This window comes from Burkholderia contaminans, assembly GCF_029633825.1.
In the GTDB taxonomy this organism is placed as follows: domain Bacteria; phylum Pseudomonadota; class Gammaproteobacteria; order Burkholderiales; family Burkholderiaceae; genus Burkholderia; species Burkholderia contaminans.
In genome coordinates this window covers 3,504,665-3,526,754 of sequence record NZ_CP090640.1, presented here as the reverse complement: position 1 = coordinate 3,526,754, position 22,090 = coordinate 3,504,665, and the positions used below count along the sequence as shown (strand labels likewise).

The 22,090-nt window shown below is 63.4% G+C and carries 19 protein-coding genes and 2 pseudogenes; 15 read left to right on the top strand and 6 right to left on the bottom strand.

What is annotated here, in order from left to right; all coding sequences use genetic code 11:
* Nucleotides 1-41: 41 nt before the first annotated feature.
* The 3 genes and pseudogenes from LXE91_RS16460 to LXE91_RS16450 all read right to left on the bottom strand — a co-directional run bounded on the left by LXE91_RS16460 (nucleotide 42) and on the right by LXE91_RS16450 (nucleotide 3,650).
* Nucleotides 42-2,042 carry a pseudouridine synthase gene (locus LXE91_RS16460; RefSeq protein ID WP_076841621.1) on the bottom strand — a complete coding sequence of 667 codons (2,001 nt, stop codon included), beginning with the start codon at nucleotides 2,040-2,042 and terminating at the stop codon, nucleotides 42-44.
* A gap of 16 nt (nucleotides 2,043-2,058) precedes the next feature.
* A pseudogene (locus tag LXE91_RS16455) lies at nucleotides 2,059-2,901 on the bottom strand ([protein-PII] uridylyltransferase); the annotation flags it as partial.
* Between the two features lie 29 nt (nucleotides 2,902-2,930).
* Nucleotides 2,931-3,650 carry an enhanced green fluorescent protein gene (locus tag LXE91_RS16450; RefSeq protein WP_031943942.1) on the bottom strand — a complete coding sequence of 240 codons (720 nt, stop codon included), beginning with the start codon at nucleotides 3,648-3,650 and terminating at the stop codon, nucleotides 2,931-2,933.
* 286 nt (nucleotides 3,651-3,936) lie between these two features.
* On the opposite strand from LXE91_RS16450, the gene rhaS reads away from it, so the two are divergent.
* Both rhaS and rhaR read left to right on the top strand, forming a co-directional pair.
* Complete coding sequence (gene rhaS / locus LXE91_RS16445) at nucleotides 3,937-4,773, top strand: HTH-type transcriptional activator RhaS (protein ID WP_000217137.1); 837 nt, start codon at nucleotides 3,937-3,939, stop codon at nucleotides 4,771-4,773.
* A complete protein-coding gene (gene rhaR / locus LXE91_RS16440) occupies nucleotides 4,757-5,695 on the top strand; it encodes an HTH-type transcriptional activator RhaR (protein ID WP_000863142.1) in 939 nt (312 codons plus the stop codon). Before rhaS ends, rhaR begins: the two co-directional genes overlap by 17 nt.
* A 458-nt stretch (nucleotides 5,696-6,153) precedes the next feature.
* Here the strand turns inward: rhaR and LXE91_RS16435 are convergent, their stop codons facing one another.
* Nucleotides 6,154-6,357, bottom strand: a complete 204-nt coding sequence (locus LXE91_RS16435; protein WP_481622968.1) for a hypothetical protein — start codon at nucleotides 6,355-6,357, stop codon at nucleotides 6,154-6,156.
* A 238-nt stretch (nucleotides 6,358-6,595) separates the two neighbouring features.
* Between LXE91_RS16435 and LXE91_RS16430 the strand changes: the two genes are divergently transcribed.
* Nucleotides 6,596-6,832 carry a trimethoprim-resistant dihydrofolate reductase DfrB2 gene (locus LXE91_RS16430; RefSeq protein WP_015060228.1) on the top strand — a complete coding sequence of 79 codons (237 nt, stop codon included), beginning with the start codon at nucleotides 6,596-6,598 and terminating at the stop codon, nucleotides 6,830-6,832.
* Nucleotides 6,833-6,892: 60 nt separating this feature from the next.
* Here LXE91_RS16430 and LXE91_RS16425 read toward each other — a convergent pair.
* Together LXE91_RS16425 and map are read right to left on the bottom strand one after the other, a co-directional pair.
* Nucleotides 6,893-8,638: pseudogene (locus LXE91_RS16425) on the bottom strand ([protein-PII] uridylyltransferase); the annotation flags it as partial.
* 46 nt (nucleotides 8,639-8,684) lie between these two features.
* Complete coding sequence (map, locus tag LXE91_RS16420) at nucleotides 8,685-9,500, bottom strand: type I methionyl aminopeptidase (RefSeq protein ID WP_012328760.1); 816 nt, start codon at nucleotides 9,498-9,500, stop codon at nucleotides 8,685-8,687.
* A gap of 378 nt (nucleotides 9,501-9,878) precedes the next feature.
* Here map and rpsB point away from each other — a divergent pair, with 378 nt between their 5' ends.
* The 12 genes from rpsB (at nucleotide 9,879) to fabZ (ending at nucleotide 22,059) form a co-directional block, all read left to right on the top strand.
* Nucleotides 9,879-10,619, top strand: coding sequence for a 30S ribosomal protein S2 (gene rpsB / locus LXE91_RS16415; protein ID WP_006752149.1), 741 nt, complete (start codon nucleotides 9,879-9,881; stop codon nucleotides 10,617-10,619).
* Between the two features lie 162 nt (nucleotides 10,620-10,781).
* Nucleotides 10,782-11,663: a translation elongation factor Ts gene (gene tsf / locus LXE91_RS16410; protein WP_039342713.1), complete on the top strand. Its 882-nt coding sequence runs from the start codon at nucleotides 10,782-10,784 to the stop codon at nucleotides 11,661-11,663.
* 163 nt (nucleotides 11,664-11,826) lie between these two features.
* Nucleotides 11,827-12,540, top strand: coding sequence for a UMP kinase (gene pyrH / locus LXE91_RS16405; RefSeq protein WP_011352459.1), 714 nt, complete (start codon nucleotides 11,827-11,829; stop codon nucleotides 12,538-12,540).
* 91 nt (nucleotides 12,541-12,631) lie between these two features.
* The gene (frr, locus tag LXE91_RS16400; protein WP_039342717.1) at nucleotides 12,632-13,192 is read left to right on the top strand and encodes a ribosome recycling factor; all 561 of its coding nucleotides are present in this window, start codon (nucleotides 12,632-12,634) and stop codon (nucleotides 13,190-13,192) included.
* 49 nt (nucleotides 13,193-13,241) lie between these two features.
* Entirely contained in the window at nucleotides 13,242-14,024 is a 783-nt protein-coding gene (uppS, locus tag LXE91_RS16395) for a polyprenyl diphosphate synthase (protein ID WP_006478494.1), read from the top strand.
* A complete protein-coding gene (locus tag LXE91_RS16390) occupies nucleotides 14,018-14,839 on the top strand; it encodes a phosphatidate cytidylyltransferase (protein WP_039342721.1) in 822 nt (273 codons plus the stop codon). Before uppS ends, LXE91_RS16390 begins: the two co-directional genes overlap by 7 nt.
* Before the next feature lie 15 nt (nucleotides 14,840-14,854).
* Nucleotides 14,855-16,051: a 1-deoxy-D-xylulose-5-phosphate reductoisomerase gene (locus tag LXE91_RS16385; RefSeq protein ID WP_039342723.1), complete on the top strand. Its 1,197-nt coding sequence runs from the start codon at nucleotides 14,855-14,857 to the stop codon at nucleotides 16,049-16,051.
* An 11-nt stretch (nucleotides 16,052-16,062) separates the two neighbouring features.
* On the top strand, nucleotides 16,063-17,433 hold the full coding sequence (rseP, locus tag LXE91_RS16380) for an RIP metalloprotease RseP (RefSeq protein ID WP_039342725.1): 1,371 nt from the start codon (nucleotides 16,063-16,065) through the stop codon (nucleotides 17,431-17,433).
* A gap of 61 nt (nucleotides 17,434-17,494) precedes the next feature.
* A complete protein-coding gene (gene bamA / locus LXE91_RS16375) occupies nucleotides 17,495-19,804 on the top strand; it encodes an outer membrane protein assembly factor BamA (RefSeq protein WP_039342727.1) in 2,310 nt (769 codons plus the stop codon).
* A gap of 64 nt (nucleotides 19,805-19,868) precedes the next feature.
* Nucleotides 19,869-20,366: an OmpH/Skp family outer membrane protein gene (locus tag LXE91_RS16370; RefSeq protein WP_039342730.1), complete on the top strand. Its 498-nt coding sequence runs from the start codon at nucleotides 19,869-19,871 to the stop codon at nucleotides 20,364-20,366.
* A 16-nt stretch (nucleotides 20,367-20,382) separates the two neighbouring features.
* Nucleotides 20,383-21,462 carry a UDP-3-O-(3-hydroxymyristoyl)glucosamine N-acyltransferase gene (lpxD, locus tag LXE91_RS16365; protein ID WP_039342733.1) on the top strand — a complete coding sequence of 360 codons (1,080 nt, stop codon included), beginning with the start codon at nucleotides 20,383-20,385 and terminating at the stop codon, nucleotides 21,460-21,462.
* A gap of 129 nt (nucleotides 21,463-21,591) precedes the next feature.
* Nucleotides 21,592-22,059, top strand: a complete 468-nt coding sequence (fabZ, locus tag LXE91_RS16360) for a 3-hydroxyacyl-ACP dehydratase FabZ (protein WP_011352450.1) — start codon at nucleotides 21,592-21,594, stop codon at nucleotides 22,057-22,059.
* Nucleotides 22,060-22,090 lie beyond the last annotated feature (31 nt).

Genomic DNA, 22,090 nt, shown 5'->3' with positions numbered 1-22,090 from the left:
CGGGCTTTTTCATTGCGTGGCGCACATGGGTGCGCCCGCGATCAGAACGTCTCGTCGGCGGACAGATAGCGCCATTGACCCTGCGGCAGTGCGCCGAGCATCACGCGGCCCATCCGGATGCGCTTCAGGCCGATCACGTCGAGGCCCACCAGCTCGCACATGCGACGGATCTGGCGCTTCTTGCCTTCGCGCAGCACGAAGCGCAACTGCTCGCCGTTCTGCCAGCTCACCATCGCGGGCTTCAGCGCGACGCCGTCGAGCTCGAGGCCGTGGCGCAGCTTCGCGAGCGATTCCGCAGGGAAGTGCTGGTCGATGTCGATGAGCCGTTCGCCGAAGCGCACGCGCACCAGGTACTCCTTGTCGATGTCCGATTGCTCGCCGATCAACTGCTTCGCGATCACGCCGTTCTGCGTCAGCACGAGCAGGCCGGTCGAATCGATGTCCAGGCGGCCGGCCGGCGCGAGCGCGTGCAGGTGCTGCGGCGAGAAGCGCACCGGCGAATGGTCGCCGCTCCAGCGGTTCGCGCGCGTGATCAGCACGGCCGCGGGCTCGTAGCCGTCTTCCGCCTGACCGGACACGTAGCCGACCGGCTTGTGCAGCAGGATCGTGACTTGTGCTGCCTGCGCGGCGCTCGCGCGTTCGTCGATCTCGATCTTCTGGTCCGCGCGCACCTTGGTGCCGAGCGTGTCGATGCGTTTGCCGTCGACGAGGACCCAGCCCTTTTCGATCCATTCGTCGGCTTCGCGGCGCGAGCACATGCCGAGCTCGGACATCCGTTTCGACAGGCGCATCAGACCCGATTCGTCACCGTAGTCGACGTCGGCGGCGGCGCGCTTGACCGGTTGCGCGGTCTTGACCGCGCCGAACGAGCGACGCTCGCCGTCGCGTGCGGGGCGGACCGGGCGGTCGCCGAAGCTGCGCTTCGCACCTTCGCCGGCGGGCTTGTCGCGATATGACGGGCGCTTGCCGTCGTCGGCGCCTGCGCGGCGCGGGCGGGCATCGTCATCACGGCGCGGCGGGCGATCGGACGACGTGCGGCGGTCGCCGAAGCTGCGCTTCGCGCCTTCACCGGCTGCCTTGTCGCGATACGGTGCGCGTGCGTTGCCTTCACTGGAACCTGCACGACGCGGCCGTGAGTCGTCATCGCGGCGGGGCGGGCGATCGGAAGACGTACGACGGTCGCCGAAGCTGCGTTTTGCACCTTCACCACCTGCGTTGTCGCGATACGGTGCGCGTTCACCGCCTTCTCCACCCGCGCGACGCGGCCGCGCATCGTCATCGCGGCGAGGCGGGCGATCCGACGACGTGCGACGGTCACCGAAGCTGCGTTTCGCGCCTTCACCGGATGCGTTGTCGCGATACGGTGCGCGTGCGCCGCCTTCGCCACCTGCGCGACGCGGCCGTGCATCGTCATCACGGCGGGGCGGACGATCGGACGACGTGCGACGGTCACCGAAGCTGCGCTTCGCGCCTTCACCGCCGGCGTTGTCGCGATACGGTGCGCGTGCGCCGCCTTCGCCACCTGCTCGGCGCGGCCGTGCATCGTCATCACGGCGGGGCGGGCGATCCGACGACGTGCGACGGTCGCTGAAGCTGCGTTTCGCGCCTTCCCCGGATGCGTTGTCGCGATACGGTGCGCGTGCGCCGCCTTCGCCACCTGCACGGCGCGGCCGTGCGTCGTCATCGCGGCGCGGAGGACGATCCGACGACGTGCGACGGTCGCCGAAGCTGCGCTTCGCGCCTTCGCCTGACGCGTTGTCGCGATAAGGGGCGCGCGTGCCGCGTTCCGCACCGCCGTCACGCGGCGCACGCTTGGCCGGTGCGCGATCCGCGCCCGGGCGCTCGGCGCCCGCGGCAGCGCGCGGCTTGAACGTGCGTTCGCCGGCGGCGGCCGGGGGCGCCTTCTTCGGCCGGGCCGGCTTGTCGCCGGCGGGAGGCGTAGCGGGACGCACCGCCTTGCGGGCGACGAGGCTGCCGGAGCGGACAGGGGCGCGGGTCGGCGACGCCGGCTTCGGATTCTTGACGGTTAATTTGGTGCGCATAAACGCTGGAATTCATTCAGACTGCGATCGCACGCAGCAATTCGGTTTCGAGCTGGATCTGCAGGCGGTTGTCGGACAGGCCGGCACCCGCGAGCAGAAAGATGTCCTCGACGCGTTCGCCGAGCGTGTTGATCCGCGCCGCGTGGACGCCGATCCGATGCTCGGCGAGTACGCGCGCGATCGAATAGAGAAGGCCCGGCCGGTCGTTGGCCGACACGGACAGGATGTAGTACTGGCCGCGCTCGTCTGCCCGCAGGTCGACGCGCGGCGTGATCGGAAACGTCCGGGACAGCCTCGACAGGCGGCCCTTGGACGGCTCCGGCAGCGGTGCGGTTTCGGTGAGCCGCGACGCGAGTTGCTGCTCGACGAGATTCGCGATGTCGCGATACCGCACGTCACGTTCGGTCTGCGTGACGATGAAGTTGTCGAGCGCATAGCCGTGCCGCGTCGTGCTGACGCGTGCGTCGAGCACCGACAGCCCGTTGCGGTCGAAATACGCGCAGATGCCCGCGAACAGGTCGGGGCGATCCTTCACGTACACGAGCACCTGCAGCGCGTCGCCGATCGGCGACGGCCGCGCGCGGACGATCGCGGTTTCGGCATTCACGTGCCGGTACAGCACGCGTGTCTGCCACGCGATGTCGGCCGCGTCGTGACGCAGGAAGAAGCCGACATCGAGCTGATCCCACAGTGCGCGATGCGCGTCGTCGGGCACGGTCTCGAGACGCAGCAGCGCGAGCGCCTGCTCCTGCCGCGACTTCAGCTCGGAATGCGCGTCGGGGCTGGCCCCACCGAGCACCGCGAGCGTGATGCGGTAGAGGTCCTCGAGCAGCTTGCCCTTCCACGTGTTCCATACCTGTCTCTTGATCAGATCTGGCCGCCTAGGCCTTACTTGTACAGCTCGTCCATGCCGAGAGTGATCCCGGCGGCGGTCACGAACTCCAGCAGGACCATGTGATCGCGCTTCTCGTTGGGGTCTTTGCTCAGGGCGGACTGGGTGCTCAGGTAGTGGTTGTCGGGCAGCAGCACGGGGCCGTCGCCGATGGGGGTGTTCTGCTGGTAGTGGTCGGCGAGCTGCACGCTGCCGTCCTCGATGTTGTGGCGGATCTTGAAGTTCACCTTGATGCCGTTCTTCTGCTTGTCGGCCATGATATAGACGTTGTGGCTGTTGTAGTTGTACTCCAGCTTGTGCCCCAGGATGTTGCCGTCCTCCTTGAAGTCGATGCCCTTCAGCTCGATGCGGTTCACCAGGGTGTCGCCCTCGAACTTCACCTCGGCGCGGGTCTTGTAGTTGCCGTCGTCCTTGAAGAAGATGGTGCGCTCCTGGACGTAGCCTTCGGGCATGGCGGACTTGAAGAAGTCGTGCTGCTTCATGTGGTCGGGGTAGCGGCTGAAGCACTGCACGCCGTAGGTCAGGGTGGTCACGAGGGTGGGCCAGGGCACGGGCAGCTTGCCGGTGGTGCAGATGAACTTCAGGGTCAGCTTGCCGTAGGTGGCATCGCCCTCGCCCTCGCCGGACACGCTGAACTTGTGGCCGTTTACGTCGCCGTCCAGCTCGACCAGGATGGGCACCACCCCGGTGAACAGCTCCTCGCCCTTGCTCACCATATGTGATCCTGCTGAATTTCATTACGACCAGTCTAAAAAGCGCCTGAATTCGCGACCTTCTCGTTACTGACAGGAAAATGGGCCATTGGCAACCAGGGAAAGATGAACGTGATGATGTTCACAATTTGCTGAATTGTGGTGATGTGATGCTCACCGCATTTCCTGAAAATTCACGCTGTATCTTGAAAAATCGACGTTTTTTACGTGGTTTTCCGTCGAAAATTTAAGGTAAGAACCTGACCTCGTGATTACTATTTCGCCGTGTTGACGACATCAGGAGGCCAGTATGACCGTATTACATAGTGTGGATTTTTTTCCGTCTGGTAACGCGTCCGTGGCGATAGAACCCCGGCTCCCGCAGGCGGATTTTCCTGAACATCATCATGATTTTCATGAAATTGTGATTGTCGAACATGGCACGGGTATTCATGTGTTTAATGGGCAGCCCTATACCATCACCGGTGGCACGGTCTGTTTCGTACGCGATCATGATCGGCATCTGTATGAACATACCGATAATCTGTGTCTGACCAATGTGCTGTATCGCTCGCCGGATCGATTTCAGTTTCTCGCCGGGCTGAATCAGTTGCTGCCACAAGAGCTGGATGGGCAGTATCCGTCTCACTGGCGCGTTAACCACAGCGTATTGCAGCAGGTGCGACAGCTGGTTGCACAGATGGAACAGCAGGAAGGGGAAAATGATTTACCCTCGACCGCCAGTCGCGAGATCTTGTTTATGCAATTACTGCTCTTGCTGCGTAAAAGCAGTTTGCAGGAGAACCTGGAAAACAGCGCATCACGTCTCAACTTGCTTCTGGCCTGGCTGGAGGACCATTTTGCCGATGAGGTGAATTGGGATGCCGTGGCGGATCAATTTTCTCTTTCACTGCGTACGCTACATCGGCAGCTTAAGCAGCAAACGGGACTGACGCCTCAGCGATACCTGAACCGCCTGCGACTGATGAAAGCCCGACATCTGCTACGCCACAGCGAGGCCAGCGTTACTGACATCGCCTATCGCTGTGGATTCAGCGACAGTAACCACTTTTCGACGCTTTTTCGCCGAGAGTTTAACTGGTCACCGCGTGATATTCGCCAGGGACGGGATGGCTTTCTGCAATAACGCGAATCTTCTCAACGTATTTGTACGCCATATTGCGAATAATCAACTTCGTTCTCTGGCCGAGGTAGCCACGGTGGCGCATCAGTTAAAACTTCTCAAAGATGATTTTTTTGCCAGCGACCAGCAGGCAGTCGCTGTGGCTGACCGTTATCCGCAAGATGTCTTTGCTGAACATACACATGATTTTTGTGAGCTGGTGATTGTCTGGCGCGGTAATGGCCTGCATGTACTCAACGATCGCCCTTATCGCATTACCCGTGGCGATCTCTTTTACATTCATGCTGACGATAAACACTCCTACGCTTCCGTTAACGATCTGGTTTTGCAGAATATTATTTATTGCCCGGAGCGTCTGAAGCTGAATCTTGACTGGCAGGGGGCGATTCCGGGATTTAACGCCAGCGCAGGGCAACCACACTGGCGCTTAGGTAGCATGGGGATGGCGCAGGCGCGGCAGGTTATCGGTCAGCTTGAGCATGAAAGTAGTCAGCATGTGCCGTTTGCTAACGAAATGGCTGAGTTGCTGTTCGGGCAGTTGGTGATGTTGCTGAATCGCCATCGTTACACCAGTGATTCGTTGCCGCCAACATCCAGCGAAACGTTGCTGGATAAGCTGATTACCCGGCTGGCGGCTAGCCTGAAAAGTCCCTTTGCGCTGGATAAATTTTGTGATGAGGCATCGTGCAGTGAGCGCGTTTTGCGTCAGCAATTTCGCCAGCAGACTGGAATGACCATCAATCAATATCTGCGACAGGTCAGAGTGTGTCATGCGCAATATCTTCTCCAGCATAGCCGCCTGTTAATCAGTGATATTTCGACCGAATGTGGCTTTGAAGATAGTAACTATTTTTCGGTGGTGTTTACCCGGGAAACCGGGATGACGCCCAGCCAGTGGCGTCATCTCAATTCGCAGAAAGATTAAATGCATTTGGTAACGAATCAGACAATTGACGGCTTGACGGAGTAGCATAGGGTTTGCAGAATCCCTGCTTCGTCCATTTGACAGGCAGGTACCCCCCCATGTCAGCCGTTAAGTGTTCCTGTGTCACTCAAAATTGCTTTGAGAGGCTCTAAGGGCTTCTCAGTGCGTTACATCCCTGGCTTGTTGTCCACAACCGTTAAACCTTAAAAGCTTTAAAAGCCTTATATATTCTTTTTTTTCTTATAAAACTTAAAACCTTAGAGGCTATTTAAGTTGCTGATTTATATTAATTTTATTGTTCAAACATGAGAGCTTAGTACGTGAAACATGAGAGCTTAGTACGTTAGCCATGAGAGCTTAGTACGTTAGCCATGAGGGTTTAGTTCGTTAAACATGAGAGCTTAGTACGTTAAACATGAGAGCTTAGTACGTGAAACATGAGAGCTTAGTACGTACTATCAACAGGTTGAACTGCTGATCTTCAGATCCTCTACGCCGGACGCATCGTGGCCGGGGTTCGAAATCGATGAGCTCGCACGAACCCAGTTGACATAAGCCTGTTCGGTTCGTAAACTGTAATGCAAGTAGCGTATGCGCTCACGCAACTGGTCCAGAACCTTGACCGAACGCAGCGGTGGTAACGGCGCAGTGGCGGTTTTCATGGCTTGTTATGACTGTTTTTTTGTACAGTCTATGCCTCGGGCATCCAAGCAGCAAGCGCGTTACGCCGTGGGTCGATGTTTGATGTTATGGAGCAGCAACGATGTTACGCAGCAGGGCAGTCGCCCTAAAACAAAGTTAGGCAGCCGTTGTGCTGGTGCTTTCTGATAGTTGTTGTGGGGTAGGCAGTCAGAGCTCGATTTGCTTGTCGCCATAATAGATTCACAAGAAGGATTCGACATGGGTCAAAGTAGCGATGAAGCCAACGCTCCCGTTGCAGGGCAGTTTGCGCTTCCCCTGAGTGCCACCTTTGGCTTAGGGGATCGCGTACGCAAGAAATCTGGTGCCGCTTGGCAGGGTCAAGTCGTCGGTTGGTATTGCACAAAACTCACTCCTGAAGGCTATGCGGTCGAGTCCGAATCCCACCCAGGCTCAGTGCAAATTTATCCTGTGGCTGCACTTGAACGTGTGGCCTAAGCGAGCTCTTAATTAATTTAAATCTAGACTAGTGCGGCCGCACTTGTGTATAAGAGTCAGGTTCCATACCTTCGGGCTCGTGCCGCGGATATCGGCGACGGTCAGCAGGTACAGCGCGGTGAGGTAACGCTCGTTGCCGACGACTTCGGCGAAGCGCTTGACGACCTCAGGGTCGCTCGTGTCCTGCTTTTGCGCGACCTGGCTCATCGTCAGGTGATGCTGGACGAGCCACACGATCAGCGCCGCATCGTCGCCGGCGATGCCGTGCTCGCGGCAGAAGCGCCGTGCGTCGGCCATCCCGAGCGTCGAGTGGTCGCCGCCGCGACCCTTCGCGATGTCGTGGAACAGCGCGGCGACATACAGCACCCACGGGCGCTCGAAGTTGCCGATCAACTGGCTGCAGAACGGATATTCGTGCGCGTGCTCGGCCACCGCGAAGCGGCGGATGTTGCGCAACACCATCAGGATGTGCTGGTCGACCGTGTACACGTGGTACAGGTCGTGCTGCATCTGGCCGACGATGCGGCGGAAGTTCAGCAGGTAGCGTCCGAGCACGCTCGTCTGGTTCATCAACCGGAACGCGTGCGTGATCCCTTCGGGTTGCTGAAGGATCCGCATGAACGTGTCGCGGTTCTGCGGATCGCGGCGCCACGTGTTGTTCATGATCTCGCGCGAGTTGTACAGCGCGCGCAGCGTGCGGGCGGACAGGCCCTTCACGCCGCGGGTCGTCTCGTACAACAGGAATGCTTCGAGGATCGCGTCGGGGTGGCGTTCGAACACGCCGTCGTCGACGATCTCGAGCATGCCCTGCTTCTCGACGAAGCGGTCGGGCGACAGCACGCGCGTGATGCCGCTCGTCGCGGGGAACAGTTGCGCCTCGATGTTCTGGATCAGGATCGTGGCGAGCTGCGTGACGGCTTTCGCGGCCCAGTAATAGCGGCGCATCAGCTGTTCGCTCGCGCGCTTGGCCTGCGTCGGCTGGTAGCCGAAGCTCTCGGCGGCCTGCGTCTGCAGGTCGAACACGAGCATGTCCTGGCGGCGGCCCGCGATCACGTGCAGCCGCGCGCGCAGCGTTTTCAGGAAACCTTCGTTGCGGCGCAGCTCGCGCGCTTCACGATCGGTGATGAGGCCGCGCGTGTCGAGTTCGCGCCAACTGCTGCCGAAACCGGCCGCGCGCGCGATCCACAGGATTGTCTGCAGGTCGCGCAGCCCGCCGGGGCTTTCCTTCACGTTCGGTTCGAGGCTGTACGGCGTGTCCTGGCACTTCGCGTGGCGCTGGCGCATCTCGAGCACCTTCGCGGTGAAGAACGCGCGGGCGTCGAGCGCCTCGCGGTAGCGCACCGTGAAGCGCTCGAACAGCGCGGTGCTGCCGACGATTCGGCGTGCTTCCAGCAGCGAGGTCTGCACCGTGACGTCCTGCGACGCCTCCTCGATGCACTGCGCGACCGTGCGCACGCTGCTGCCGATCTCGAGGCCGAGATCCCACGCCATGCCGATGAAGCGCTCGATGCGCCCGTCGAGGGCCGGATCGTGCGCATCGGGCAGCAGCACGAGGATGTCGACGTCGGAATAGGGCGCGAGCTCGCCGCGCCCGTAGCCGCCGACGGCGACGAGCGCGAGCGTCGCGGGCAGGCCGCAGTCGTCCCACACGCGCTTCAGCGCTTCGTCGGTGAGTTTCGACAGCGCGTGCATCAGCGACGCGACGTTCGCCGCGCGGCGAAAGCGCTCGAGCATCTCCGTCTTGGCGGCCTTGAATTCGGCGCGCCGCGACAGCGCTTCGGGCGGGGGGGCAGCGTGAGCGCTCATGGGCGGCCGTTCAGGTGCAAGGTGGGGCGGGCTGGCGCGACGGCGCTCAGACGGCGGCGGCCGGTTGTGCGAACACGGGGCGCGCCGGCGTGCCGGCCGACACGGTCAGCACCTCGTAGCCGGTTTCGGTGACGAGCACCGTGTGCTCCCACTGCGCCGACAGGCTGCGGTCGCGCGTCTTGACCGTCCACTGGTCGGGCATCGTGCGAATGTCGCGCTTGCCGGCGTTGATCATCGGCTCGATCGTGAAGATCATCCCGGCCTTCAGTTCGATGCCGGTGCCCGGGCGGCCATAGTGAACGACCTGCGGATCTTCGTGGAACACCGTGCCGATGCCGTGGCCGCAGTATTCGCGCACGACGCTGTAGCCCTGCGCTTCCGCGTGCTTCTGGATCGCGTAGCCGATGTCGCCGAGGTGCGCGCCCGGCTTGACCTGGTCGATGCCGAGCCACATGCATTCGTAGGTGGTCTGCACGAGGCGCTTCGCGAGGATCGAACCCTCGCCGACGATGAACATGCGGCTCGTGTCGCCGAAGTAGCCGTTCTTGATCACGGTGATGTCGATGTTCAGCGCATCGCCGTTCTTGATCACCTTCTCGCCCGGAATGCCGTGGCAGATCACGTCGTTGACCGAAATGCAGGTGGCTTTCGGGTACGGCGGATAGCCGGGCGGCTGGTAGTTCAGCGGCGCCGGGATCGTGCCCTGTTCGTTGAGCATGAACTCGTGACAGAGGCGGTCGAGTTCGGCGGTCGTGACGCCCGCGACGACGTGCGGCGTGATGAAGTCGAGCACTTCGCTCGCGAGACGGCAGGCGACGCGCATCTCGGCGATATCGTGTTCGTTTTTGAGCGTAATAGCCATCGAGGTATGCCTGGAATGCGGTGAATTGACGGATTATCGCACCTTCTGGCAGGCGTCGCAGCCCCTGCCGGCGGTGCGGATGCGGGTTTTCGCGGATTGTCCGGCCGGTTGCCGCGCGGCAAGCGAAAGTGGTGAGCGACTTGAGAGCGGACAAATCGGCGTGCTATACTCTTTGGCTAAGTCGATATCCAATTGCCGAGCTTGCCCCATGTTGGGGCGGGATCGCGGATGTAAGGCTTGCGGCACGGGCGTTTGCACGTGTCGAATCGCAAGCCGGCGCAACCAGGGTGCCGGCCGCGCGAAATTCGCGCCCTTCGGGGTGGGATCGCGCGGCGGTACGGCGGCCGGCTTAAGACCCAACCCTCGTGGAGAATTTACATGGCAGTTACGATGCGCCAAATGCTGGAAGCGGGTGTCCACTTCGGTCACCAGACGCGCTTCTGGAACCCGAAGATGGCTCCGTTCATTTTCGGTCACCGCAACAAGATTCACATCATCAACCTCGAAAAGACGCTGCCGATGTTCACGGACGCACAGAAGTACGTGCGCCAGCTGGCAGCGAACCGCGGCACGATCCTGTTCGTCGGCACGAAGCGTCAATCGCGTGACACGATCGCCCAGGAAGCGCAGCGCGCAGGCATGCCGTTCGTCAACGCACGCTGGCTCGGCGGCATGATGACCAACTTCAAGACGCTGAAGGTGTCGATCAAGCGCCTGAAGGACATGGAAGCTGCAGTCGAGGCAGGCGAGCTCGAAAAGATGAGCAAGAAGGAAGCGCTGCTGTTCGAACGCGAAATCGCCAAGCTGCAAAAGTCGATCGGCGGCGTGAAGGACATGGGCGGCATTCCGGACGCGATCTTCGTCGTCGACGTCGGTTACCACAAGATTGCCGTCACCGAAGCGAACAAGCTGGGCGTGCCGGTCATCGCCGTGGTCGATACGAACCACTCGCCGGAAGGTGTGGATTACGTGATCCCGGGTAACGACGACTCGAGCAAGGCAGTCGCGCTGTACGCTGAAGGCGTGGCCGACGCGATCCTCGAAGGCCGTGCGAACGCGGTCAACGAAGTGGTCCAGGCCGCACGCGGCGACGACGAGTACGTCGAGGAAAACGCGTAACTGGCCCCGAGCCGGCGCAAAAAGGGGGCTCTCAACAGGCCCCCTTTTTTTAAGCTTGTGCGCCGGACCTGATTGCGCCGAATGGGTGCGGGTCCGGAAACGAATCTCGGCCGTTCGCGTCCAAGCGGGCGGCGTTGTGAATACAGACTCAAGGAGCGAATGATGGCGGCAATTACCGCAAGCATGGTGGCAGAACTGCGCGCAAAGACCGACGCACCGATGATGGAGTGCAAGAAGGCGCTGACGGAAGCCGACGGCGACCTGGCCAAGGCTGAAGAGCTGCTGCGCGTCAAGCTCGGCAACAAGGCGAGCAAGGCGGCATCGCGCGTGACGGCAGAAGGCGTCGTCGCATCGTTCGTCGGCGGCAACGCAGGCTCGCTGGTCGAACTGAACTGCGAAACCGACTTCGTCGCGAAGAACGACGACTTCCTCGCATTCTCGAAGACGGTTGCAGAGCTCGTCGCGACGCAAAACCCGGCCGACGTGGCTGCGCTGTCGGCGCTGCCGCTGGAAGGCTCGACGGTCGACGCAGTGCGCCTCGCACTGGTCGGCAAGATCGGCGAGAACGTCTCGATCCGCCGTTTCGTCCGTTTCGAAACCGCGAACAAGATCGCAACGTACCTGCACGGCGCGCGTATCGGCGTGATCGTCGAGTACACGGGCGCGGACGAGCAGGTCGGCAAGGACGTCGCGATGCACATCGCGGCCATGAAGCCGGTCGCGCTGTCGTCGGCAGACGTCCCGGCGGAGCTGATCGACACGGAACGCCGCGTGGCCGAGCAGAAGGCTGCGGAATCGGGCAAGCCGGCTGAAATCGTCGCGAAGATGGTCGACGGTAGCGTCCAGAAGTACCTGAAGGAAGTGTCGCTGCTGAACCAGACGTTCGTGAAGAACGACAAGCAGACGATCGAGCAGATGCTGAAGGCAGCGGGTGCCGCAGTGCAGAAGTTCGCACTGTTCGTCGTCGGCGAAGGCATCGAGAAGCGTCAGGACGACTTCGCCGCCGAAGTGGCCGCGCAAGTCGCAGCAGCAAAGCAGCAGTAAGCCGTAAGCAGTCAGGCAGTATCCGCGGCGGGCGTCCGCTCCGCCGCGGTCGGCGCCGCCGCCGGCCGGCCGGGAAACCCGGTCCGACCGTCGGCGCTTGCCCGAATCAGTATTTCGCCCCTACAGTTCGTGGTTGTCATCCTCTCGTCGCTCGGAAGCCCCTATGTCCAATGCCTATAAACGCGTCCTCCTCAAACTCTCCGGCGAAGCGCTGATGGGCGACGATGCCTTCGGCATCAATCGCGCGACGATCGAACGGATGGTGGCCGATATTGCCGAAGTCGTGCGTCTCGGTACGCAGCTCGCGGTCGTGATCGGTGGCGGTAATATTTTCCGCGGTGTCGCGGGTGGCGCGGCCGGCATGGATCGCGCGACGGCGGACTACATGGGGATGCTCGCGACGATGATGAACGCGCTGGCGCTGCAGGACGCGATGCGCCACGCCGGCATCGAGGCGCGTGTGCAGTCCGCGCTGCGGATGGACCAGGTCGTCGAGCCGTACATCCGGCCCCGCGCGATCCGCCAGCTCGAGGAAGGCCGCGTCGTGATCTTCGCGGCCGGTACGGGCAACCCGTTCTTCACGACGGACACGGCCGCCGCGCTGCGCGGTTCGGAGGTGGGCGCCGAGGTCGTATTGAAGGCGACCAAGGTCGATGGCGTATATTCTGCCGATCCGAAGAAGGATCCGTCGGCCACGCGTTACACGACGATCACTTTCGACGAGGCGATCAGCCGCAACCTGCAGGTGATGGACGCGACGGCCTTTGCGCTGTGCCGCGACCAGAAGCTGCCGATTCGCGTGTTTTCGATCAACAAGCCGGGCGCGCTCAAGCGCATCGTGCTGGGCGAGGACGAAGGTACGCTCGTCCACGTGTAAACTCCCGCGGATGCGGGTCATCGGCCGCGGCGCACCCGATGCGCCGGGCAGGGCCCGTGTTCTTTGAAGGTTAGAAGGTTCGGAGGTTGAAATGAGTGTCGCTGATACCAAGAAGGGCGTCGAGCAAAAGATGCAGCGCTCGATCGAAGCGTTCAAGAACGATCTGGCAAAGATCCGTACGGGCCGTGCACACACCGGTCTGCTCGATCACGTGCAGGTCGACTACTACGGCTCGATGGTGCCGATCTCGCAGGTCGCCAACCTGACGCTCGTCGATGCGCGCACGATCGGCGTGCAGCCGTGGGAAAAGAACATGGTCGCGAAGGTCGAGAAGGCCATTCGCGAAGCCGACCTGGGCCTGAACCCGGCCACCGCCGGCGACCTGATCCGCGTGCCGATGCCCGCGCTGACGGAAGAGCGCCGCCGCGAGCTGACCAAGGTCGTCAAGAGCGAAGGCGAAACGGCCAAGGTCGCGATCCGCAACCTGCGCCGCGACGCGAACGAAGCGCTCAAGAAGCTCGTGAAGGACAAGGAAATCTCGGAAGACGACGAGCGTCGTGCAAGCGACGACGTGCAGAAGCTGACCGACAAGCACGTTGCCGAAATCGACAAGCTCGTGCAGAGCAAGGAAGCCGAGATCATGACGGTCTGACGACCGTCCTCGCGCGCCGCCTTCTTCCCGCATTACTGTCTCAACGGCCATGACCTATACCAGCTCTACCGTTCGCGTGCCTGACGTCGGCGTCGTGCCGCGTCACATCGCGATCATCATGGACGGCAACGGCCGTTGGGCGACCGAACGCCGCTTGCCGCGCGTCGCGGGGCACACCCGCGGCGTCGATGCCGTGCGGGCGGTGGTCGAAGGCTGCGCGCGCGCCGGCGTCGAATACCTGACGCTGTTCGCGTTCAGTTCGGAGAACTGGCGCCGTCCGAACGACGAAGTGTCGTTCCTGATGCGCCTCTTCATCACCGCGCTCGAGCGCGAGGTCGGCAAGCTTCACGCGAACGGGATCCGCCTGCGTGTCGTCGGCGATCTCGACCGCTTCGAGCCGCGCATCCGCGAACTGATTCGCCGCGCCGAAACCAAGACGGCGCGCAATACCCGTCTCACGCTCACCATCGCGGCCAACTACGGCGGCCGGTGGGACATCCTGCAGGCGACGAAGAAGCTCGTCGAGCAGGCCGTGCGCGAGGGTCGCGAGGTCGAAGTGACCGAGGACGCGTTCGCGCCGCACCTGGCGATGGCCTATGCGCCGGAGCCCGATCTCTTCATCCGTACCGGTGGCGAGCAGCGCGTCAGCAACTTCCTGCTGTGGCAGCTCGCGTACGCCGAATTCTATTTCACCGACAAATACTGGCCGGATTTCGACGGCGCGGCACTGGCCGACGCCATGGCGTCGTATACGGAGCGCGAACGCCGTTTCGGCCGCACGAGCGCACAGCTCGAACCGCAATCGCAGAACGCCGACTCCCTTTCATGCTGAAAACCCGTGTGATCACGGCGATCGTGATGCTGGCGGTGCTGCTGCCGGTGACGCTGTTCGCGCCGCTCACCGCGTTCGGCGCGCTGATCGGCGTCGTGCTCGTGTTTGCCGCGTGGGAATGGGCGCGCCTGCTCAAGCTCGGCGGCGCCGGCCCGGTCGTCTATGCGGTCGTCGCGGCGCTGGCGCTGGCGGCAACGGCGCCGCTCGGCGTCAGTGCGGCTTCGTCCCGTCCCCTTTTCATGGCGGCCGGCGTGTTCTGGCTGCTGGTCGGCCCGTTCACGCTGCGGCGCAAGCCGGTGCTCGCGGGCGGCGTATGGCGGCCGTTCCTGCTGGCGGCCGGGCTCGTGGTCTTTGCGGCCTGCTGGCATGCGCTCGTCGCGGCGCGCGCGCAGGGCGTGCCGTTCGTGCTGTCGCTGCTTCTGGTCGTCTGGCTTGCCGATATCGGCGCATACTTCGCGGGCAAGGCCTTCGGAAAGCGTAAACTGGCCATCACGATCAGCCCCGGCAAGAGCTGGGAAGGCGCGATCGGTGGCTGGCTCGCCGTGATGGTCGTCGCCGGTGTCGCGATGGCCGCGCATGCGTTCGAGCCGACCCTGCTTTCCGCGTTCGCCGTGCGCTACGGGATGCCCGGCGCATGGGCCGCACTGACGCTGCTGGTCGCATACAGCGTGATCGGCGACCTGTTCGAGTCGTTGCTGAAGCGGCAGGCGGGCGTGAAGGATTCGAGCGGACTGCTGCCGGGCCATGGCGGCGTGCTCGACCGTGTCGACGCGCTGCTGCCGGTGCTGCCGCTCGCGATGCTGCTGCTTGGTTAAACCACTAATTCTGTTATGCAAAATCGCCTGACATTGCTCGGTTCCACGGGCTCGATCGGAGACAGCACGCTCGACGTGGTCGCGCGTCATCCCGAGCGCTTCTCGGTCTATGCGCTGACCGCACACCGCAACGGCGACAAGCTCGTCGAGCAATGCCTGCGCTTCGCGCCCGAGGTGGCGGTGGTCGGCGATGCCGAGACGGCCGCGCACGTCGACGCGAAACTGCGCGCGGCGGGCAGCAAGACGACCGTGCTGTACGGGCCGCAGGCGCTCGTCGACGTGTCGAAGAGCGATGGCTGCGACACGGTGGTCGCGGCGATCGTCGGAGCGGCCGGCATGGCGCCGAGCCTCGCGGCCGCGCGCGCCGGCAAGCGCATCCTGCTCGCGAACAAGGAGGCGCTGGTGATGTCGGGCGCGATTTTCATGGACGCCGTGCGCGACCATGGCGCGATCCTGCTGCCGGTCGACAGCGAACACAACGCGATCTTCCAGTGCATGCCGCGCGACGCGGCCGAGCACGGCGGGATCTCGAAGATCATCCTGACCGCATCGGGCGGCCCGTTCCGCACGCGCGAACCGGCCACGCTCGTCGACGTGACGCCGGACGAAGCGTGCAAGCACCCGAACTGGGTGATGGGCCGCAAGATTTCGGTCGATTCCGCGACGATGATGAACAAGGGCCTCGAGGTGATCGAGGCGCACTGGATCTTCGGGCTGCCGGGCGAGCGCATCGACGTGCTGATCCACCCGCAGAGCGTGATCCATTCGCTCGTGTCGTATCGCGACGGCTCGGTGCTCGCCCAGCTCGGCAACCCCGACATGCGCACGCCGATCGCGCACGCGCTCGCGTTCCCCGAGCGTGTCGATGCGGGTGTCGAGCAGCTCGATCTCGCGCAGATCGCCCAGCTGTCGTTCGAGAAGCCCGACTACGCGCGCTTCCCGTGCCTCGCGCTCGCGCTGAAGGCGCTTGACGAAGGCGGCATCGCGAGCGCCGCATTGAACGCGGCGAACGAAGTCGCGGTCGAAGCGTTTCTCGAGCGCCGCATCGGCTTCATGGCGATTGCGGCGACGGTCGACGCCGTGCTCAACACGCTGCCGAACCGCACGCCCGACGGGCTCGAGGATGTCCTGGCGGCGGATGCCGAGGCACGCCGCCTCGCCGCCGAAATCATTGCGAAAGCGCCTGCGCCACGCGTGGAGCGTACTGTCTGAATGGGGTGCTCATGAACGTGCTGGTCGAACTGATCGCGTTTGCGGTGGCGATCGGGGTGCTGGTCGTCGTGCATGAGTACGGACACTATCGCGTCGCGCGCTGGTGCGGCGTGAAGGTGCTGCGTTTCTCGATCGGCTTCGGCCAGCCCGTCGCGCGCTGGGTTAGCCGCAGGACGGGCACCGAGTGGACGCTGTCGGCACTGCCGCTCGGCGGCTACGTGAAGATGCTCGACGAGCGTGATCCCGGCCCCGGCATCCCGCCCGAGGAACTCGGCCAGGCCTTCAACCGGCAATCCGTCTACAAGCGCATCGCAATCGTCGCGGCCGGGCCGATTGCCAATTTCCTGTTGGCAATCGTGCTGTTTTCCGTCGTATTCGCCACCGGCGTAACCGAGCCGGCCGCGATCGTCGCACCGCCAGCCACCGGCACGGTGGCGGCGCGCGCGGGCTTCGACGGCAGCGAGAAGGTCGTGTCGATCCGCAACGCGCAGGGCGGCGAGGCCGAGCCGGTGCGGTCCTGGTCGGACCTGCGCTGGAAGCTGCTGGCGGCCGCGTTCGATCACCGCGAGATCGTGCTCGGCGCACGCGACGGCAACACGACGTTCGATTTCCGCGTCGATCTCCGCAATGTTCCTGAAAGTCAGCTCGACGACGATTTCATGGCCCATCTGGGCTTCGAGGCCGGCGGCGGGACGTTGTCGGTCGCGTCCGTCCAGCCCGGCAGCGCGGCGGAGCAGGCGGGCCTGAAGCCCGGCGACAAGCTGGTCGCGCTCGACGGCAAGCCGATCGGCGGCGCGTCGCGCTTCATCGATTTCGTGAAACACCATGCGGGCAAGCCGCTCGACCTGCAGATCGAGCGTGACGGCGCCGCGCGGACGGTGTCGATCGTGCCGCAGGTGCAGCGCGACGACGAATCTGGGCAGGAGGTCGGCCGGATCGGCGCGGCGCTGTCGATGCATGCGCCGTCCGTCGACGTGCGATACGGGCCGATCGAGAGCCTGCAGCTTGGCGCGCACCGGACGTGGGACATCTCCGTGTACTCGCTGAAGATGTTCGGGCGCATGATCACGGGCAACGCGTCGCTGAAGAACCTGTCCGGCCCGGTGACGATCGCGGACTACGCGGGCAAGAGTGCGCGGCTCGGTCCGTCGGCGTTCCTGTCCTTCCTCGCCCTTGTCAGCATTAGCCTTGGCGTCCTGAACTTGTTGCCGATTCCCGTTTTGGACGGGGGGCATCTGTTATATTATGCGGTTGAAGCCGCGACCGGGAAAGCCGTCTCGGAGCGCTGGCAGCTGATTCTGCAAAGAGCCGGGTTGATCTGCATCGTCGCATTGTCGGCGATCGCGCTGTTCAACGATCTGGCTCGGTTAATCCATTTCTGAAGCGTCAGGCGGCGGCCGCTGGGCAGCCGCCTGATTTGATGCAGCTAAATATTGGGGATGCATGTTGTTCAAACCTCATCGCTTTGTACCTAAGACAGTTGCAGCGGCCGCGCTCGCCGCGCACGGCCTCGCGGCCCATGCAGCGGCACCGTTCGTGGTGCAAGACATCAAGATCGAGGGGCTGCAGCGCGTCGAAGCGGGTTCGGTGTTCGCCTACCTGCCGATCAAGCAGGGCGATACCTTCACGGACGACAAGGCATCCGAAGCAATCCGCGCGCTGTACGCGACGGGCTTCTTCAACGACGTACGCATCGCCACGCAGGGCAACGTCGTGATCGTGCAGGTGCAGGAGCGTCCGGCCATCGCGTCGATCGACTTCACCGGCACGAAGGAATTCGACAAGGACAACCTGACGAAGGCGCTGCGCGCAGTCGGCCTCGCCGACGGCCGCTACTACGACAAGGCGCTCGTCGACAAGGCGGAGCAGGAGCTCAAGCGCCAGTACCTCACGCGCGGCTTCTACGCGGCCGAGGTCAAGACGACGATCACGCCGGTCGACGCGAACCGCGTGTCGATCCTGTTCGCGGTGGCCGAAGGCCCGAGCGCGAAGATCCGCCAGATCAACTTCATCGGCAACAAGGCGTTCAGCACCAGCACGCTGCGCGACGAAATGCAGCTGTCGACGCCGAACTGGTTCTCCTGGTACACGAAGAACGACCTGTACTCGAAGGAAAAGCTCACGGGCGACCTCGAGGCGGTGCGCTCGTACTACCTGAACCGCGGCTATCTCGAGTTCAACATCGATTCGACCCAGGTGTCGATCTCGCCCGACAAGAAGGACATGTACCTGACGGTCACGCTGCACGAAGGCGAGCCGTACACGGTGTCGGGCATCAAGCTGTCGGGCAACCTGCTCGATCGCGAAGCCGAACTCAACAAGCTGATCAAGATCAAGCCGGGCGACCGCTTCTCGGCCGAAAAGCTGCAACAGACCACCAAGTCGATCGTCGACAAGCTCGGTGAGTACGGCTACGCATTCGCGACCGTCAACGCGCAGCCGGACATCGACCAGGCGAACCACAAGGTGAACCTGAACCTCGTCGTCGATCCGAGCCGCCGCGTGTACGTGCGCCGCATCAACGTCGTCGGCAACACGCGCACGCGCGACGAAGTGGTGCGCCGCGAAATGCGTCAGCTCGAAAGCTCGTGGTTCGATTCGAACCGCCTCGCGCTGTCGAAGGATCGCGTGAACCGTCTCGGCTACTTCACCAACGTCGACGTGACGACGGTGCCGGTCGAAGGCACGAACGACCAGGTCGACGTGAACGTGAAGGTCGACGAAAAGCCCACCGGCGCGATTACGCTGGGCGCGGGCTTCTCGTCGACGGACAAGGTCGTGCTGTCGGCCGGCGTGTCGCAGGACAACGTGTTCGGTTCGGGTACCAGCCTGTCGGTGAACGTCAACACCGCGAAGAGCTACCGTACGCTGACCGTCACGCAGGTCGACCCGTACTTCACGGTCGACGGCATCAAGCGGATCACGGACGTCTACTACCGCACGTACCAGCCGCTCTACTATTCGACGAGCTCGAGCTTCCGGATCATCAGCGCGGGCGGCAACCTGAAGTTCGGCATCCCGTTCTCGGAAGTCGACACCGTCTACTTCGGCGCGGGCTTCGAGCAGAACCGTCTCGACGTCGATTCGAACACGCCGCAGAGCTACCAGGATTACGTGAACCAGTTCGGCCGCGTGTCGAACACGGTGCCGCTGACGGTCGCGTGGTCGCGCGACGCGCGTGACAGCGCGCTGATTCCGAGCCGCGGCTACTTCACGCAGGCGAACATGGAGTACGGCGTGCCGGTCGGCAAGATCCAGTACTACAAGGCCGACCTGCAGGCCCAGTACTACTATTCGTTCTCGCGCGGCTTCATCCTGGGCCTGAACCTGCAAGGCGGCTACGGTAACGGTATCGGCAACCCGTACCCGATCTTCAAGAACTACTACGCGGGCGGTATCGGCTCCGTGCGTGGCTACGAGCCGAGCTCGCTGGGCCCGCGCGACACGAAGACGAACGACCCGATCGGCGGTTCGAAGATGGTCGTCGGCAACATCGAACTGACGTTCCCGCTGCCGGGCACGGGCTACGACCGCACGCTGCGCGTGTTCACGTTCCTCGACGGCGGTAACGTATGGGGCAACGCGCCGGGCGGTACGAGTACGGGCGCCAACGGCCTGCGTTACGGCTATGGTGTGGGTCTCGCGTGGATCTCGCCGATCGGCCCGCTGAAGCTGAGCCTCGGCTTCCCGCTGCAGAAGCACGAAGGCGACCAGTACCAGAAATTCCAGTTCCAGATCGGAACGGCGTTCTGATCGAACGCATGACAACAGCAACGAGAGGGTAATTTTGCTAACCGGTAAGTTTTCGAAACGAGTGATGTGCGCGCTGACCGTTGCGCTGGCCTTGGGCGCGGCAACGGCGCACGCACAGGACGTCGCCCGCATCGCGGCGGTCAATTCGGATCGGATCCTGCGCGAGTCGGTGCCCGCGAAGGCGGCGCAGACGAAGCTCGAAGCCGAGTTTGCGAAGCGCGACAAGGATCTGCAGGATCTGGCGGCGCGCCTGAAGTCGATGTCCGATTCGCTGGACAAGAACGGCGCGTCGCTGTCGGCGGCCGACCGCGCGCAGAAGCAGCGTGATCTCGCCCAGCTCGATACCGACTTCCAGCGCAAGCAGCGCGAGTTCCGCGAAGACCTGAACCAGCGACGCAACGAGGAGCTGGCGGCCGTGCTCGAGCGGGCGAACAAGGTCATCAAGCAGATCGCCGAGCAGCAGAATTACGACCTGATCGTGCAGGAAGCCGTGTACGTCAGCCCGCGCATCGACATCACCGACAAGGTGCTCAAGGCGCTCGCGTCCGGCTCGGCGAACTGAACGGAGCAGACGACGAATGGCATTGACGCTTGAGGCACTCGTAAAGCGGTTCGGCGGCGAGATCGCCGGCGACGCACAGTGCACGGTCGGCGGCCTCGCGCCGCTCGACCAGGCAGGCCCGCAGCAACTCGCGTTCCTCGCGAACCCGAAGTACCTGTCGCAGGTCGAGACGACCCGCGCCGGCGCGGTGCTGATCGCGCCGAAGGATCTGGAAAAGCTGGGCGCGGCCGCAAGCGGCCGCAACTTCATCGTGACGCCGAATCCGTACGCGTACTTCGCGCGCGTCGCGCAGATGTTCATCGATCTCGCCACGCCGCCGCGCGCGGCCGGCGTGCATCCGAGCGCGACGATCGATCCGGCCGCGCAGGTCGCCGCGAGCGCGGTGATCGGCCCGCACGTGACGGTCGAGGCCGGCGCGGTGATCGAAGACGGCGTGCAGCTCGACGCGAACGTGTTCATCGGCCGCGGCACGACGATCGGCGCGGGCTCGCACCTGTACCCGAACGCGTCGGTGTACCACGGCTGCAAGGTCGGCCCGCGCGCGATCATTCATGCGGGCGCCGTGATCGGCTCCGACGGCTTCGGCTTCGCGCCGGATTTCGTCGGCGACGGCGACGCGCGCACCGGCAGCTGGGTCAAGATCCCGCAGGTCGGCGGTGTCACGATCGGCCCGGACGTCGAGATCGGCGCGAACACGACGATCGACCGCGGCGCGATGGCGGATACCGTCATCGACGAATGCGTGAAGATCGACAACCAGGTGCAGATCGGCCACAACTGCCGGATCGGCGCCTACACGGTGATCGCCGGCAGCGCCGGGATCGCGGGCAGCACGACGATCGGCCGCCACTGCATGATCGGCGGCGCGGCCGGGATCGCCGGCCACGTGACGCTCGGCGACTATGTCATCATCACCGCGAAATCGGGCGTATCGAAGTCGCTGCCGAAGGCCGGCATTTATACCAGCGCGTTCCCGGCCGTCGACCACGGCGAGTGGAACAAGAGCGCCGCGCTCGTGCGCAACCTCGACAAGCTGCGCGAGCGCATCAAGGCGCTCGAAGCCGCGCTCGCCGCCCAGGGCGGCACGGACGCCTGAGCGCATCATGCGAGACCTCGAACCGGGTACGGCCAGCGCAACCGGCCCGGTTTGCCAGACTGGGCCGCACGACGGCCCGCTTCAGCCTTTGCATCACCACCGCGCAGCCTCTGCGTGAGACGAACCATCATGAGCACTGAAAAAATCAATCTCGACATCCACAAGATCCTCACGCTGCTGCCGCATCGCTACCCGATTCTGCTCGTCGATCGCGTGCTCGAACTCGAACCGCACAAGGGCATCAAAGCGCTGAAGAACGTGTCGATCAACGAGCCGTACTTCCAGGGGCATTTCCCGAAGCGGCCGGTGATGCCGGGCGTGCTGATCCTCGAGGCGCTCGCGCAGGCTGCGGCGCTGCTGACCTTCTCGGAAGAGCAGCCGAAGGATCCGGAGAACACGCTGTACTACTTCGTCGGGATCGACGGCGCGCGCTTCAAGCGTCCGGTCGAGCCGGGCGACCAACTGATTCTGAACGTGACGTTCGAACGCTACATCCGCGGTATCTGGAAGTTCAAGGCGGTGGCGGAAGTGGACGGCAAGGTGGCGGCGGAAGCCGAACTGATGTGCACGGTCAAGACGACCGACGTGGCGCCCTGAGCGACGCGGCACGGACAGGCAACGCAACGCG